General features: G+C 71.0%; 13 protein-coding genes. 5 read left to right on the top strand and 8 right to left on the bottom strand.

All coding sequences use genetic code 11. The features are described 5' to 3' along the window. Position 1 precedes the first annotated feature (1 nt). From OM98_RS03530 to OM98_RS03520, 3 genes are all read left to right on the top strand, one after another. Complete coding sequence (locus tag OM98_RS03530; protein WP_050812610.1) at positions 2–562, top strand: hypothetical protein; 561 nt, start codon at positions 2–4, stop codon at positions 560–562. A 166-nt stretch (positions 563–728) separates the two neighbouring features. Then, entirely contained in the window at positions 729–1,817 is a 1,089-nt protein-coding gene (gene trxB, locus OM98_RS03525) for a thioredoxin-disulfide reductase (protein WP_010533194.1), read from the top strand. A 200-nt stretch (positions 1,818–2,017) separates the two neighbouring features. Then, the gene (locus tag OM98_RS03520) at positions 2,018–2,416 is read left to right on the top strand and encodes a hypothetical protein (RefSeq protein ID WP_010533193.1); all 399 of its coding nucleotides are present in this window, start codon (positions 2,018–2,020) and stop codon (positions 2,414–2,416) included. A gap of 3,172 nt (positions 2,417–5,588) precedes the next feature. On the opposite strand, the gene OM98_RS03515 is transcribed toward OM98_RS03520, so the two are convergent. The 8 genes from OM98_RS03515 to rpmH form a co-directional block, all read right to left on the bottom strand. Further along, a complete protein-coding gene (locus tag OM98_RS03515) occupies positions 5,589–7,550 on the bottom strand; it encodes a ParB/RepB/Spo0J family partition protein (protein ID WP_010533192.1) in 1,962 nt (653 codons plus the stop codon). Positions 7,551–7,644: 94 nt separating this feature from the next. After that, the gene (locus OM98_RS03510; protein ID WP_010533191.1) at positions 7,645–8,508 is read right to left on the bottom strand and encodes a ParA family protein; all 864 of its coding nucleotides are present in this window, start codon (positions 8,506–8,508) and stop codon (positions 7,645–7,647) included. A gap of 40 nt (positions 8,509–8,548) precedes the next feature. Next, positions 8,549–9,223, bottom strand: coding sequence for a 16S rRNA (guanine(527)-N(7))-methyltransferase RsmG (gene rsmG / locus OM98_RS03505; protein WP_010533190.1), 675 nt, complete (start codon positions 9,221–9,223; stop codon positions 8,549–8,551). Positions 9,224–9,227: 4 nt separating this feature from the next. Next, positions 9,228–9,887 carry a Jag family protein gene (locus tag OM98_RS03500; RefSeq protein WP_010533189.1) on the bottom strand — a complete coding sequence of 220 codons (660 nt, stop codon included), beginning with the start codon at positions 9,885–9,887 and terminating at the stop codon, positions 9,228–9,230. Positions 9,888–9,956: 69 nt separating this feature from the next. Continuing rightward, positions 9,957–11,075: a membrane protein insertase YidC gene (yidC, locus tag OM98_RS03495; RefSeq protein WP_010533188.1), complete on the bottom strand. Its 1,119-nt coding sequence runs from the start codon at positions 11,073–11,075 to the stop codon at positions 9,957–9,959. Between the two features lie 37 nt (positions 11,076–11,112). Beyond that, a complete protein-coding gene (gene yidD, locus OM98_RS03490) occupies positions 11,113–11,469 on the bottom strand; it encodes a membrane protein insertion efficiency factor YidD (RefSeq protein WP_010533187.1) in 357 nt (118 codons plus the stop codon). Continuing rightward, a complete protein-coding gene (gene rnpA, locus OM98_RS03485; RefSeq protein WP_010533186.1) occupies positions 11,466–11,852 on the bottom strand; it encodes a ribonuclease P protein component in 387 nt (128 codons plus the stop codon). The genes yidD and rnpA overlap by 4 nt, the downstream gene beginning before the upstream one ends. A 44-nt stretch (positions 11,853–11,896) precedes the next feature. Beyond that, complete coding sequence (rpmH, locus tag OM98_RS03480; protein ID WP_010533185.1) at positions 11,897–12,034, bottom strand: 50S ribosomal protein L34; 138 nt, start codon at positions 12,032–12,034, stop codon at positions 11,897–11,899. Between the two features lie 402 nt (positions 12,035–12,436). Here rpmH and dnaA point away from each other — a divergent pair, with 402 nt between their 5' ends. Both dnaA and dnaN read left to right on the top strand, forming a co-directional pair. After that, positions 12,437–14,134, top strand: a complete 1,698-nt coding sequence (gene dnaA, locus OM98_RS03475; protein ID WP_033194947.1) for a chromosomal replication initiator protein DnaA — start codon at positions 12,437–12,439, stop codon at positions 14,132–14,134. 714 nt (positions 14,135–14,848) lie between these two features. Further along, positions 14,849–15,970 (top strand): DNA polymerase III subunit beta, encoded by a 1,122-nt coding sequence (dnaN, locus tag OM98_RS03470; protein ID WP_010533183.1) that lies wholly within the window; start codon positions 14,849–14,851, stop codon positions 15,968–15,970. Position 15,971: the final 1 nt, after the last annotated feature.

Below are 15,971 nucleotides of genomic sequence, written 5' to 3'. Positions count from 1 at the left end.
CATGCACAGCGAGGGTTCCCCCGGGCCCCGGCGGGTCCGGCGCCCGGCGCGCCGCTATCCCACGGTCCTCGGGATCCCGCTGCCGCTGATCGTCGTCTCCGCGACGCTCGCCGTCCTGGTGGGCCTGACCCTCACCCGCGCCCTGGAGGCCACGACCATCGGCCGTGACCGGACCGGGGCGTCGATCGACACCGCCAGGGGCGGGAACAACGCGGCGGCCCTGCCCGTTGTCACCGAGGGAAGCCTCGGCACCGAGGTGGAGTCCCTGATCGACGACGGGGCGCTGCAGCCGACGACGAGCTTCGACGCCGTGCAGTGCCTGCAGGAGCAGGGCAGCACGGACGCGATCCTGCTGATGGAGGAGGTGGCATGGGGACCGGAGCAGACACCGGCCTGGCTGCTGGTGCACGGCCCGATGGACAAGACCACCCTGCAGGCCACCGGCGGCACCGTCTCGACCACGGTGGTGCTGCCGGAGTGCGGCAGCGAGTCCGCCTCGGAGGTCCCCACCGAGGACCGGCTGTGGACGGGGACCGTCCTGGTGGACGGGACCCCGGCCTGATCCCTCCGTCCCTCCCGCGTCCGCTCCGTCCGCCGACGCGCCGTCCCTGATCGCCCCGGCCCCCCACGACCCCGACCCGCCGGCACGACCCGCCGTGCAGTCCAGCAGTCCCGCACCGACCCCACGATCCGCCCCGCGCCGGGCGGCCCCTCCCGGAAGGATCCCCATGACCCAGCCCATCCAAGCACTGAACATCCTCGGCACCACCGCTCCCGCCACCGAGGGCGCGGCGAGCGGCCCGCAGGACGACGGCACGGTCCACGAGCTGGTCATCGTCGGCTCCGGCCCCGCCGGCTACACCGCCGCGATCTACGCGGCCCGCGCCGAGATGCATCCCATCGTGCTGGCCGGAGCCCTGGACGCCGGCGGCGCCCTGATGACCACCACCGACGTGGAGAACTTCCCGGGCTTCGTGGACGGCATCCAGGGGCCCGAGCTGATGACCAGGATGCAGGAGCAGGCCGAGCGCTTCGGCGCCGTCATCGAGTACGAGGACGTCATCGACGTGGAGCTCGAGGGCCCCGTGAAGACCCTGACCCTGGACGACGGCACCGTCTACCGGGCCAAGGCCGTCATCATCGCCACCGGCTCGGCGTACAGGAAGCTGTCCGTGACGGGCGAGCAGCGCCTCTCCGGCAAGGGCGTGAGCTGGTGCGCCACCTGCGACGGGTTCTTCTTCAAGGACCAGGACATCATCGTGGTCGGCGGCGGCGACAGCGCCGTGGAGGAGGCCACCTTCCTCACCCGCTTCGGGAAGTCCGTGACCCTGGTGCACCGCCGCGACGAGCTGCGCGCCTCGAAGATCATGGCCCGCCGCGCGGAGGCCGACGCCAAGCTCTCCTTCGCCTGGAACTCCGAGGTCTCCTCGATCAACGGCACCGACAAGGTCGAGTCCGTGACGCTGCGCGACACCGTCACCGGTGAGGAGCGGGAGGTCGCCACGGACGCCGTGTTCGAGGCGATCGGGCACCTGCCCCGCACGGACCTGTTCACCGGGAAGCTGGAGCTCGACGCGGAGGGCTACATCGTCTGCCAGGGTCGCTCGACCTACACCTCGGTGCCGGGCGTGTTCGCGGCGGGTGACGTCGTGGACCACACCTACCGCCAGGCCATCACCGCCGCCGGCTCCGGGAGCCAGGCGGCCCTGGACGCCGAGCGCTGGCTCGCGGACCTCGAGGCCTTCGGCAGCGAGGACGCCGCCGCGGCCGCCGAGGCGGAGGAGGCCGCCGAGCAGGCGGCCCCGGTGCAGGCCTGAGCACCGGGCACGACGAGGACGCGGCGGGCGCCTCTCCCCACGGGGAGGGGACGCCCGCCGCGTCGCCGTCTGCCCACGCGACGATCGCTCGGCAATCCGCCCCGGGAACGGGAGGATCCCTGCACAGCCCGACCGCAGGCCCGCCACTGCTCCTCCTGGTCACCGCCGACTGGTGCCTGCCCGCCCGACCGGCACGGACGGTGCTGCACGAGCTGGCCCGCCGCTGGGGATCGGGCGCGCTGACCGCGGTCATCGAGGGCCCCGACGAGGAGACCCTCGTCCGGCTGGACGTGGAGGAGCTGCCGACCTGGCTCCTCCTGAGGGCCGTCGAACCCGGTGCGCTGAACGGGCACGACGACTCCGGGGGTCCCGCGGACGTGCTCGAGCTGGGGGATCTGCCGACGCAGGACGTCACCGGGGTGCGGCGCATGGAAGCACCCGAGGACACGTCCGACCCGGCACAGGCTCCGCTGGCGGGGAGGTGGGCCGTGCAGCAGAGACGTGTCGGGAACCTGCCCAAGCACGAGGTCGACCGGATGCTCCGCGACCCCGACGCGTCCCCGAGCGATGCTGCTCCGGGAACTGTCCCGTCCTCCTGAGGGGAGTCGGTGCACGACCCTCCGATACGGACGCCGGCTCGCTGCTCCGAGTGCCCGGACTCCCGAGTCTCGATCGGTGTCCACCTGGCAAGCCCCAGGTGATTCGAGCCGCGCGTCAAGACGGAGCGACACGCCGAGGCTGACGTGCACCAACGCTACGTCCACAGAGTTATCCACAGCACTGTCCACCAGAGAGGAGCCGGGCCGTCCACCACTCATCCACATTGTCGTGTGGACGACCAGCGGATCCGGACAGCATCAGACATGAGCCCCTCACGCGTCTGACCAGCAAGAACACGACTGCGAGTGGCTCACCTCACATATAGGGACTTGTCCGCGCACGTCACGACGGCTGCGCACTCCACCGTGCAGGGCGACTCGCGGCCCGTCGTCCACATCACTGTCCACCAGGTGCTCCACCGCCGCGACGGACAGCCCGACACGCCGTCGACCGCAGCGGCCGGAGCCCCTCCCTCTGGCGTCGTCGCGGCATGGATCTCCGTTTCTGTCACATTGACAATCACCACCGAGACCCTTGCCGTGGTTGATGAGCCTGCGGACTGGGCATCGACGCCCCGCGCGCTGCACGTGAGGACGAAGGGGATCCCGGCCGACGCCGCTGTCCATCACACGGCTCATTCCACGGGGACTCCACCATCTCTTCCTGCCCGCCGCACCGGACAGGTTCGATCGACGGTTCCACGGCGAACCTCGGATCTCCAGCGGGCCTCGGCCAGCCAACAGCTGCCGATCTGTACGCGCGGTCGCACGTTCCACGGGAAACGCACGCGACGGACGCACGGGATGACCGCTGATGCCGACAGTCATTCCTGCGCCCGTACCCAGCTCCCCTCCCTTTCGCTCTCCCACCGACTGCCCCGCGACCACTCGCACACGCACACGGACGTTCACCCACGGCCAACGCGTGGCGTAGCGACGACCTACTCGTGGCTCCTCCAGCTGCGCGCCCCCACGTTCCAGTCGCACGAGCACAAGCACGCGGAACCTTCGCCCTCGGGGGCTCAGACCCATACTTGACGTCACGAAAGGTCGTCGACACCGGCGGCCTGCCCGCGCGCAGTGCCTTGCTGGCCAGGAGTATGGGGTACCGGCATCTTGCGCTGGATCCGTGTGTTTCCCGTGGAACGAGACATGACGCAGAGGGAAGCGCAGGCACTATGGCCCCTGCTATCGCAGCTGATGTGGCGAGAGCTGACACGCCGAACGTTTCACGTGCAACGGTTCTCGCGATGCTGTCTACGCGAAGAGTGATGCTTCGCCAGCTGGGGGTAACTCCCATGCCTGTGCACTGGTCCCGGCGTCGAACCCACCTGCCGAGGAAGCCGCGAGCGACAGCCCGTGGAGACGCGAGGTTTCACGCGAAACATCGAGTCCGGTCTCGTCACGTCTTTCCCGGACCTGAAGCAGAGGGCTCGGCACGCGCGGGAGAGATGGTACTGCCACCCGGACCTCCGCAAAGTCAATACGGCAGGAGGGACGGAAAGGGGACTGGCAAAATCGGACGCGGGAGGCGCTTTACCCCATGTTTCGCGTGAAACCCCTCCCGCCCCCGGGCCGAGAGCCGCTCCCCACCACGGAAGACCGGGAGCTGGAATCGCCCGAGTATCTCCGACCGTGTGCGCATCGCCAACGCCGAGTACGGCGACGATGTTGCACTGCGGACTGCACTCTCACTCCGAAGCAGCACGCCGCTTCCGAGACGCTCACGATGTGTTTCACGTGAATCTGCAGCTCCGCCCGGAGACACCTGCCATGGCAGTCACCACTGGTGGAACCACCAACTCCCGCGATCTCTTGATCTCTCAACCGCGTATCAGCGACGCGCCACGTGTCGACCGCACGTGGACCGGGGTGAGTGTTCCCCGTGAAACACGTGGATCGGGGTCACCGCAGCAGCATGATCTCGTGGTTTTTGTCCGTCGCGACAGGTGCACGAATGTCCGAGCGCAAGCGCTCGCGAAGATTCACGTGAAACACGGAACGTCAAACGATCGACATCCCACCCCGCAGCGCGGTTGACTCCACACTGGTCCGGACTCTCGCCTCGCGCCAAGAGCAGCGTTCCACGGGAAACTCATTCAGACCACGCCGAGCACGTACGCGGCTATGGGCCCACCCGAAGAACGCAGCGCAGCGACACACAGGCACGTACCCATCGCCTGGCGACTGCTGCGGAGGGGAGTGCGGGGGCCCTGGCAGGCGACCACGATCAGGGAGCTGATCGCTGCCCCACGCTACCCCTGGCCGGCCAGGTGCCCTTCCCCGGGTGATGAGTATTCGGCTGTAGCCGACCCCGAGCAAGCGGTCGGTCTCCAGCACGTATCATCGCGCCTGACACGCGTTCCACGGGAAACTCTCGACGGAGCGTCGGCGCAGCTATCCACCGAGGTGCACGCCTCGAGCTGTACGGATTTGACGTAGCTTCACGTGGCTTCGCTCCGTGTCGGTGACGGACAGGGGCGCGGTCAGCGACAAAACCAGCCACCCGATCCGGCGTCCACCCACCATGACGGTTCCACGGGAAACATGCCGCGGCCGGCGTAGGCCGGCCACGAGGCTGACATCCTCAGGCCCGATAGCGAGCCCTTGCCCGAACCCCCTGTTGGTGAAACCCCAGGTCAGGGCGCACTTTTGCGGGAAACTCTGTTGACTCGCCGCCACGTGCACCGGGTCGTCTCCGCTCGGTGCCCGAAGTCATGGGGAACATCCGGCAAGGCCGAGCGGGCGACCCACACCGCGGCTCGCCGGTCCTGATCCTGCGCGTCTCCGATGAACGGGTGGATGACATCTGCGGTGCCCTGGCCATCATCATCCACAGGGATGTCCACACTGGTGGAAACTCGCGTGAAACCCCTCCTGAGGACATACCACCACCCGGGGGTTCAGGCGCTGATCCGAGACAGAGGACCGACCGCCGCGCGGGCCAGTCCGGTTCGGGCGCCGCGGCGGGAGCGCAGCTCTCGGAGGCCGACGTGCTTCTCCCGGAGGAGGCTGACTACTCCCATACCCGGCATTCTCGGCACTCTGGCGTGACCTGCGAGTGCCAGGGACACTCCACACCCCGTCAACATGACGCGCTCACCTCGACACGACGACGGACCCCTCCCCGGCGGGGAAGGGCCCGTGCGTCGTGGCGCTGCGGACGATGCGGTCAGTCCTCGCTGCCGAGGACCTCCGCGGGATCCAGCCCGATGTTCTCCACCAGACGCTCCAGGTCCTCCAGGTTGGTGAACTCCAGGGTGATGCGCCCCTTGCGCTTGCCGACGTCGATCCGCACCTGGGTCTCCAGGCGGTTGGAGAGCCGGCTCGTGAGGTCCACGACGTGCGGATCGTAGGTCGAGCGCCGAGCCGTCCTGGCGGCCGGCTGCGCCGCACCACCGGCGGCCACGAGGCGTTCCACGGCCCGGACGGACAGGCCCTCCGCGACGATCCGCTGGGCGAGCTCCTCCATCAGCGCCGGGTTGTCCAGGGAGAGCAGCGCGCGGGCGTGGCCGGCGCTCAGGGCACCGCTGGCCAGACGTCGCTGCACGAGCGGGGGGAGGCGCAGCAGCCGCAGAGTGTTGGTGATCTGCGGGCGGGAGCGACCGATCCGCTCGCCCAGCTCGTCCTGGGTGCAGCCGAAGTCCTCCAGCAGCTGCTGGTAGGCGGCAGCCTCCTCCAGGGGGTTGAGCTGCGAGCGGTGCAGGTTCTCCAGCAGGGCGTCACGCAGCAGGTCGTCATCGCTGGTCTGGCGGATGATCGCCGGGATCGAGGGGAGGCCGGCGCGGGTGGCGGCGCGCCAGCGGCGCTCACCCATGACCAGCTCGAAGGACTCACCGTTCTCGGTGACCGCGATCGAGCGGACCACCACCGGCTGCAGCACGCCCACCTGGCGGAGGGAGGCCGCCAGCTCGTCCAGCTCGTCCTCGTCGAAGAGGGTGCGGGGGTTCCGCGGGTTCTCGCGGATCTCGTGGATGGGGATCTCGGCGAACTCGGCGCCCGGCACGGGGAGCAGGTCGCCGCCCGCGGGGGTGGTGCCGATCGGCGAGAGATCCTGCGCGACCACCGGCTCCTCATCGGCGGCGGCGGTGGTCGGAGCGGCCTCCGCGGCCGAGGCGGGGACGGGGGTCGTCTCCATCGGCTCCGAGGGCTCGGCGGGAGCGGGAGAAGACTCCGCCGACTCCACGGGCTCGGCAGGGGCGGACTCCGGTGTTCCGGCGGGAGCGGTAGCCTGCGCCTCCACGGTCGTCACGGGCGAGGACTCGGCGCGCGCCGGGGTCAGGGGGACCTCCTCGACGTCCACCACCGGGCTCGACTCCGCCGCGGTGCGAGGCGACGTGGGCTGCGCGGCAGTCTCGCTGACGGCTCCCGTGCCGGGGGCCGACGTCGTGGAGGACCGCGTCGCCGCGCCGCCCTTCGACGCGCCGCCCTTCGTCGCCCCACGCTTCGCCGACGCCGAGGACGCCGAGGTCTTCGACGTCTTCTTCTTCGCCGTCGCCGAGCCCGTGCTGCGGGAGGACGAGCTGCGGGCGCTGGAGGCGGCCGCGCCGCCGGGGGACTTCTTCCCCCCGGAGCCCGTGGCACCGGACTTCTTCCCGGTGGACGCGCCGCGGCCGGCGGAGGCGGTCTCGGTGCTCGCGGAGGAGCCCTTGGCGGTGGAGCGGACGGAGGTGCCGCGGCCGCGGCGCTCGGCGGCGGCCTTGGCCATGTCCCCGGCCAGGTCACGGGCCGACCCGCGCTCGGCGCGTGCCCGCTCCTCGCGGGAGCCGGCCTGCTCGCCGGAGAAGAACATGTCGACGGGACGCTCCGCCGCGGCGCTGCCCTGCTCGGGCTCCGGCGTCGGCTGCGTGCGGGTGCGCAGCGCCGGGGTCTCCTCCACAGAGGGGGTCTCGGAGGCAGGAGCCGCCGAGACGGGTGCCTCCGGGACCGGTGCCTCCGACGGGGAGGATGCCGCCGCAGCGGCTTGCCCGACCTCGGCCGCGCCGGCGGTCTCCGCGAGGGGCGCGGCCTCCGCCGGGGACGGGGCGGCCGCCGGGGCCTCCTCCGCGGGGGCGGCCGGGGCCTGCTGGGGGGCGGCGCCGGCCCCGGGGATCAGGGCGCCCAGGCCGCGTCCGAGTCCTCGCTTCTGCGTCATCTCCACATTCCTTCTTCCACCGTCGGTGCCCACCCTGAGTCACCCCGTCCGCATCCGGGACCGCCGTCGTCGGGGCCCCGCCGTCCGGACCCGCTCAGGGAACGGGACGCACGGTCAGCTCGTGCGCCGCCGCGCGGTACGCCAGGGCCCCGCTGGAGCCCGGATCGTAGGTCAGCACGGTCTGTCCGTAGCTGGGGGCCTCCGAGATCCGCACCGAGCGCGGGATCGTCGAGGTCATCGTCTGCTCCGGGAAGTGATCGCGCACGTCCTGGGCCACCTGCGCGGCCAGCCGGGTGCGGGCGTCGTACATCGTGAGCAGGATCGAGGAGACCGTCAGCTCCGGGTTCAGGTGCTGGCGGATCAGCTCGATGTTGTTCAGCAGCAGGGTCAGCCCCTCCAGGGCGTAGTACTCCGCCTGGATCGGGATGAACACCTCGCGGGCCGCGACCAGGGCGTTCACGGTCAGCAGGCCCAGGGACGGCGGGCAGTCGATGATCACGTAGTCCAGGCGGCGCAGCCCCTGCTCCTCCCGCCAAGTCAGGTGTTCGCGGATCGCGTTGCGCAGCCGGTTCTCCCGGGCGACCATCGAGACCAGCTCGATCTCGGCGCCGGAGAGGTTGATGGTGGCGGGGGCGCACTGCAGCGTGGGCATGCCCTCGACGTCCTGGATCACCTCGGCCAGGGGGCTGGAGTCCACCAGCACCTCGTACATGCTCGGCACCTCGGCGTGGTGCTCCAGGCCCAACGCGGTGGAGGCGTTGCCCTGCGGGTCCGCGTCGATGACCAGCACCTGCAGGCCGCCCATGGCCAGGGCGGCGGCGAGATTCACCGCGGTGGAGGTCTTGCCGACCCCGCCCTTCTGGTTGGCGACGGTGAGCACGCGGGTCCGCTCCGGCACCGCGAACTCGACACCCTCGAGGGCGCGGCGACGGGCATGGTCCCGCTGCAGCTCGCGCATCAGCGGGGTGTCCCCCTGACCTGCGGATTCACTGCTCTGATCAGCCACGGGGCCCTCCCTTCTCGGTGCCGTGCGCGCGGCGACGCACGTGGACCACTGTAGTGGGAACCTCCACCTCGTCCTGGCCGTGCAGGGTGACGTGGGCATCGGTGCCGCCGAGACGTCGGAGCACCGGGGCGGCCTTGTCGATCTCCTCGCCGGCGGAGCTGCCCTTCATGGCCAGCAGCTCGCCGCCGTCGGCCACCAGCGGCAGGGTCCAGCGGGCCAACTTGTCCAGGGCGGCGACCGCGCGGGCGGTGACCACGTCGAAGTCGCGGCGGCCGTGCAGGTCCTCGGCGCGGGCGCGCACCACCTCGAGGCCGAGACCCAGCTCGGCGTCGACCTCCTCCAGCCAGGTGGTCCGGCGCTGCATCGTCTCGATGAGCGTCAGCCGCAGCTCGGGACGGGCGATGGTCAGCACCACCCCGGGCAGGCCGGCGCCGGAGCCGACGTCGGCCACCGTGGACGTGCCCGCGGGCACGGCGTCGGCGAGCAGGGCGCAGTTGACCAGGTGCCGCTCCCAGAGCCGCTCCACCTCGCGGGGGCCGATCAGGCCACGCTCAGGACCCTGCTCGGCGAGCAGCGCGGTGAAGCGCTCGGCCAGCTCGAGGCGGTCGCCGAAGAGGCGCTCGGCGGGGTCGCGGAGCGCGGCGGGCAGCACGGGGACGGGCACCACGGGGTCAGGAGGCCGGGTAGATCACGACGTGACGGCCCTTGCCGTCGCCGTCGGACTCGGAGCGCAGGCCCTCGCGCTTGGCGACGTCGTGGACGACCTTGCGCTCGAAGGGGTTCATCGGGCGCAGGGCGACGGGCTCGCCGCCGCTGCGGGCCTGCTCGACGGCCTCCTCGGCCTGGGTCTCCAGATCGCCCTTGTGCTCGGCGCGGAAGCCGCCGATGTCCAGCATCAGGCGGGAGCGGTTGCCGGTGCGGGTCTGCACGGCCAGGCGGGTGAGCTCCTGCAGGGCGTCCATCAGCTCGCCCTTGGGCTTGTTCAGCCGGCCCAGCTGCTCGGCGCCGCGGATCTCCACGGAGGCGCGGTCGCCGTCCACGTCGATGTCGATGTCGCCGTCGAGGTCGGCGATGTCCAGCAGCTCCTCGAGGTAGTCGGCGGCGATGTCGCCCTCCTCCTCGAGACGCGCCAGACGGTCCGCGGTCGACTCGGTGGGGGCCTCGCCCTCGGCGCCCTCGGCGTCGGCGGCGGCCGCCTCCGACCCCTCTGCAGCGGTGGTCGCCGCGGGCGCGTCGGCGGTCTCGGGGGCCTGCTCCTCGGCGACGGGGGCGTCCTGCTCGGGGGCGGCGGCCGCGGTCTCCTGCGGATCGGGCGTGGGGGTCTCGGTCATGGGGTCCTCCGGGGTGCGCGGGGAATGGGGTGTGCCCCGGGAGCGTCCTCGCTCCCGGGGCGAGGGGGATCAGGAGCGGCGCTTCTTCTTGGCGCTCTTGCCGTTCTTCTTGTTCAGGGCGCCGCCGGTGGAGGACTTGCCCTCCAGGAAGTCGCCGGAGGCCTGCTGCTGCTGGCGGCGCTCCTCCTGGGCCTTCTGCCGGGCCTCACGGGCGCGGGCGAGCTTCTCCTCGTCGGAGAGCTTCTTGCCGTCGGAGCGCTTCTTCCCGGTGGGCTGGACGCGGATGGTCGGCTCGGCCTCGGGCTCGACGACCTTCTTGGGCGGGGTGAAGTCCAGGGGCTCGAGGCCCTGGCGCTCGCGCTTGGCGTTGATGCGGCGGTGGCGGGAGGCCTCGGCGGGCGAGCCGGGAGTGGGGTAGGTCCACACCACGATGGCCTGCTGCGCCATGGTCCAGGCGCTGGTGGTGAGCCAGTAGACGAGCACACCGATCGGCATCGACGGACCGGTGATCACGTAGATGAACGGCAGGATGTACAGCATCATCTTCTGGGTGCTGCCCATCTGCCCCTCGAGGGCCGACGGCGGCATGTTCCGCATCGTCAGCTCCTTCTGGGTGATGAAGGTGACCGCGACCATCATCGCGATGATGACGCCGACGATGATGCGGGTGGTGATGCCGCCGTCACCGGGCGACAGGAAGCTGTCGGCGATGGTGGTGGCCCCGAAGATGCTGGCGTTGTTCGCGCTCTGGGCGAGCTCCACGGTGAGCGGGCCGAAGGCGGTGCCGGACGCGGCCTCGGGGAGCTTGTTGTACAGCACCCGGAACAGGCCGAAGAAGATCGGCATCTGCAGCAGCAGGGGCAGGCAGGAGGACAGCGGGCTGGCGCCGGCCTCGCGGTAGATCGACTGCATCTCCATCGCCATCTTCTGGCGGGATTCCTGGTCGGTCTTGCCCTTGTACTTCTTCTGCACGGCCTGCAGCTGCGGGGAGACCGCCTGCATCGCCCGCGAGGAGCGGATCTGCCGGATGAACAGCGGGGTGATCAGGGTGCGGACCACCACGGTGAGGCCCACGATGGACAGCAGCCAGGTCCAGCCGGAGTCGGCGTCCATGAAGAGGCTGAGCAGGGCATGGAACTTCACCATGATCCATGCGACGGCCCACTCGATCGGGTACAGGGGATTCATCGGCCTGGTCTCTCTGCCGTCCGGATGCGCATGTCGTTCATGCGTGGTGACGGCTCTGGTCGGGAGTCTCGGACAAGGGTAGGCCCTCGCGGGCCGGGGTCCGCAGTCGGCGTGGATTGCTCCACATGCCGGGGGCGGGCACCGGATCGGGGCCTCCCCGGGTGAAGGGGTTGCAGCGCAGGATCCGGTAGGCGGTCAGCAGGGTGCCCTTCACGGCGCCGTGCACGCGCAGGGCGTCGAGCCCGTACTGCGAGCAGACGGGGGTGTAGCGGCAGGCGGCGGGCGTGTACGGGGAGATGCCGCGCTGGTAGGCGATCACCGGCAGCATCAGCAGGCGACGCGGGAGGCGCAGCAGGCGGCGGCCCCACCCCGGCCCCGGACGGGCAGCGGTCATCGGGGCGCCCCCGAGGGGGTGCCGCGGCGCTCGAGCTTGCGGACGGCGGAACCCAGGGCGCCGGTCACCTCGTCCTCGAGGTCGGCGAAGGGCAGCTGCTCCGCGCCGGGCAGTGCGCGGATCACCGCGGTGGACCCGGCCGGGAACGCGTCGAGATGGGCACGCACCAGCTCCCGGAGGCGGCGGGTGATGCGATGGCGGACCACCGAGTTGCCCACCTTCTTGGACACGACGAATCCCACGCGGGGCGCCTCGGGGGCCTGCGGGAGCAGGGCGAGGTGCACGACCACGTGGGATCGGGCGCTGCGCACGCCACGACGGGTGACGGCGCGGAAGTCGTCGCCGGAGCGGAGTCGGTGCCGGGACCAGGACGTCGGGGTCACGGGCCCGGTTCCCGGGGACTCGCGGGGCTCCGGGACCCTCGGCCTCAGGCCGAGAGCTCGGAGCGGCCCTTGGTGCGACGGGCGTTGATGATGGCGCGGCCGGCGCGGGTGCGCATGCGGGCGCGGAAGCCGTGCTTCTTGGCGCGACGACGGTTGTTCGGCTGGAACGTGCGCTTGCTCATCGGTTCTCCTCGGTCATGGGCACGGGCGTGCCCCTCGCGGTGGCGTGGGGTCGGCTGCACGGACGGACGGATCGGGCGCACCCGCCGGGGCGGGGCGACGGCCGGGATGACCGAGCCGGTCCGAGTCGCGGCGGCCACGGGCGAAGCCCGCGACCGGGCGCGCGGCAGGACCGACGCGCAGCGGTGACTGAGCGATTCTAGGAGAGCCCTTCGAGGGGGTCAACGGCGCAGGCGCCCTGCACAGGCGGGTGTGGCGGGATTCTCACCGCCGCGGGCGTGGCGTTGTCGGCCTCGGGGAGGGACATCGTGCCAGGAGAGGTGACCCTCCACAACATCGGTCCACAATGCTGGGGATTCTGTGGAAAACTACGGCGAGCCCCGACCCCCGCGATGGAGACCGAGATGACCGACGAGAGCGTCGACGCGATCTGGGAGCACACCCTGAGCAGCCTGCGCCGGGACGCCGGGGTCTCCCCACGGGTGATCGCCCTGCTCACGCTCTCCCGGCTGATGGCCGTGGTGGCGGACACCGCCCTGGTCGCAGCGCCTTCCACCTCCGCCAAGGAGCTGTTCGAGCACCGCATCGTGGCCGAGCTCAAGCAGGCCCTGAGCGAGGCCACGGGCCGCGAGATGCGCTTCGCGGTGACCGTCGACGAGTCGCTGCTGCTGGAGGACGAGGGCGACAAGCCCACCCCCGTCCCCGGCGCGACCTCGGCATCCGCCTCTGCTCCTGCACATTCTGTGGACAACGATGTGGAGAACTCCGAGCGGTCCGTCCACACCGATCCCCCGTTCCGACGGGCCACCGGCGAGGGCCAGTCGCCGAGCTCCGGCAGCCGCGCCCCCCTGCCCGGCCAGGGCTCCGCGACCTCGGGCGACGACTCCCCGCAGGAGGCCGCCCCCGTCGGCGTCGACGCCGGTGAGGGCCGCGGCTTCTCGGAGACCTCCCCCTACGCGGGCTTCTCCGGCGCCTCCGCCCCCTCGCCCGTGCCGGCCCCGACCCGGATCTCCCGCGGCACCGGCCCCGCCTCGACCCTCGGCGAGGACTCCCGGCTGAACGCGAAGTACACCTTCGACACCTTCGTGATCGGCTCCTCGAACCGCTTCGCGCAGGCCGCAGCCTCGGCCGTGGCCGAGACCCCCGCCAAGGCCTACAACCCGCTGTTCATCTACGGCGGCTCGGGCCTGGGCAAGACCCACCTGCTGCACGCGGTGGGCCACTACGCGCAGACCCTCTACCCGGACGTGGTGGTGCGGTACGTGAACTCGGAGGAGTTCACCAACGACTTCATCAACTCGGTGCAGTCCGGCCAGTTCGGCAAGGCGCAGGAGTTCCAGCGCCGCTACCGCGACATCGACATCCTGCTGATCGACGACATCCAGTTCCTGCAGCGCGCCCCGGAGACGATGGAGGCGTTCTTCCACACCTTCAACACGCTGTACAACACGGACAAGCAGATCGTCATCACCTCGGACCTGCCGCCCAAGGAGCTGGGCGGCTTCGAGGACCGGATGCGCTCGCGCTTCGAGATGGGCCTGATGACGGACGTGCAGCCGCCGGACCTCGAGACCCGCATCGCCATCCTGCGCAAGAAGGTCGCACAGGAGAACACCGGCGAGGTGCCCCACGACGTGCTGGAGTACATCGCCTCTCACATCGCCACCAACATCCGCGAGCTGGAGGGCGCCCTGATCAGGGTGCAGGCCCTGCACTCGCTCTCCCGGCAGCCGATGGACGTCACCCTGGCCGAGAGCGTCCTGAAGGACCTGCTCTCCCACGACGACGGCGCCCAGATCACCGCCTCCACGATCATCGCGCAGACCGCCACCTACTTCGGGCTGTCGGTCGACGAGATCGTGGGCTCGGGCCGCAGCCGGCGCCTGGTCTCCGCGCGCCAGATCGCGATGTACCTGTGCCGCGAGCTGACCGACATGCCCCTGATCCGCATCGGCGAGGAGTTCGGCGGCCGCGACCACACCACCGTGATGCACGCGAACAAGAAGATCAGCGAGCTGATGAAGGAGCGCCGGGCGATCTTCAACCAGGTCACCGAGCTGACCGCGAAGATCAAGAGCTCGAGCTCCTCCGCCCGTCCCTGAGCCACCCGGCCGTGTCCCGCGGCGCGGAGGCGGAGGGTGCTCGTGAGGAGCACCGGGAGTGCATCCGGAGCGGGTGTCCGCGAGATGACGCGGCCGTGACGACCTGCGGAACCACAAGAATCCGAGCACCTCGCTCATCCCCAATGTGGACGACGCTGTGGACAGTGTGGAGTTCTTGTCATTCCTGCAGGAACCGTTGTGTACGGTCGAATGACAGGAATCGGGGGTCCGGGGTCCCTCGTACACACCCCGCCCACGAGCGCTCCCGGATCCGTCCGGAGCGATCCGGGGCGCCGGTGATCCGTGCGAGCTGGGACGTTGTCATTCATCCACCGGATCAACAGCCGTGAAGAAGAGGACTGTCCAAGTGTTGTCGTCGGGGGTGTGGACGGCGGGCGGTGTCGGGGCGTCGTCCGGCGGCGGTGCTCGCGGGGTCGGGTGCTCGCGGGGTCGGCAGGAGGCCTCGACGAGGAGAGGGGATCCCGGGTCCTCGCGCGGGGCGGCGGTCCGGCCGGGCGCGGGGCGGCCGGACCGCCGGCAGCAGGTCGGGCACCGGATGACCGGTTCCGCGAGGCACCGCCGGTCCGCGAGTCGTGCGCGGGAAGGACCGCGGTGGGGGATGTCAAGGCTCGAGGCGGTGTGTCGTCCGCATGGCCGGGAACCCGATACGCTGTCCCCGATCTGACGAACGACCACTGCGAAGGAGTGGCAACGGTGAAGTTCCACCTCGACCGCGGCGTCCTGGGCGATGCCGTCTCCTGGGCCACCCGAACCCTCCCCGTGCGCCCGGCGTTGCCGATCCTGCAGGGCGTGCGGATCGTGGCCGAGACCTCCGGCTCGCTGCAGCTGTCGACCTTCGACTACGAGGTCAGCGCGCAGATCCAGCTCGATGCCGAGGTCGAGCAGGGCGGCGAGGTGCTGGTCCAGGGCAGGATGCTCTCCGACATCGTCCGCGCCCTGCCCAACAAGGACGTCTCCGTCTCCCTCGAGGGCACCAAGCTGCAGGTCCGCTGCGGTTCCTCGCGTTTCGCGCTGGCCACCCTCCCGGTCGAGGAGTACCCCCAGCTGCCCGCGATGCCGCCCCGCGCCGGCGCCGTCCCCGCCGACGTCTTCGCCCAGGCGATCTCGCAGGTCACCGTCGCCGCCTCCAAGGACGACACCCTGCCCCTGCTGACCGGCGTCAAGGTCGAGATCAGCGGCGAGACCATGACCCTGATGGCCACCGACCGCTACCGCCTGGCCATGCGCGAGCTGACCTGGACCCCCTCCTCTCCCGGCGCCGAGCAGACCGCCCTGGTCCGCGGCCGCACCCTGCAGGAGGTCGCCCGCTCCCTGGCCACCGGCGGCAGCGTCGAGGTGGCCCTCGCCGAGGAGGGCGGCAACCTGGTCGGCTTCGAGGCCGGCGGCCGCCGCACCACCTCCACCCTGGTCGACGGCGACTACCCGCCCGTGCGCCGCCTGTTCCCCGAGCAGAGCGCCATCACCGCCGTCGTCGCCACCGCCCCGCTCATCGAGGCCGTCAAGCGCGTCTCCCTGGTCGCCGAGCGCAACACCCCCGTCCGCCTCTCCTTCACCGAGGGACAGGTGGCCCTCGAGGCCGGCGCCGGAGACGACGCCCAGGCCAGCGAGGTGCTCGAGGCGCAGCTCGAGGGCGAGGACCTCGTCGTGGGCTTCAACTCCGGCTTCCTGCTGGACGGCCTGCAGGCCCTCGGCACCGACTTCGCCCGCCTCACCTTCACCGACTCGATCAAGCCCTCCGTCATGAGCGGCCAGGAGTCCCTCGAGGGCACCCCGGACACCTCGTACCGGTACCTGATCATGCCGATGCGGACCTGAG

The organism is Brachybacterium squillarum M-6-3 (genome assembly GCF_000225825.1).
Classification (GTDB): domain Bacteria; phylum Actinomycetota; class Actinomycetes; order Actinomycetales; family Dermabacteraceae; genus Brachybacterium; species Brachybacterium squillarum.
This window is presented reverse-complemented; position numbering and strand designations above follow the sequence as displayed.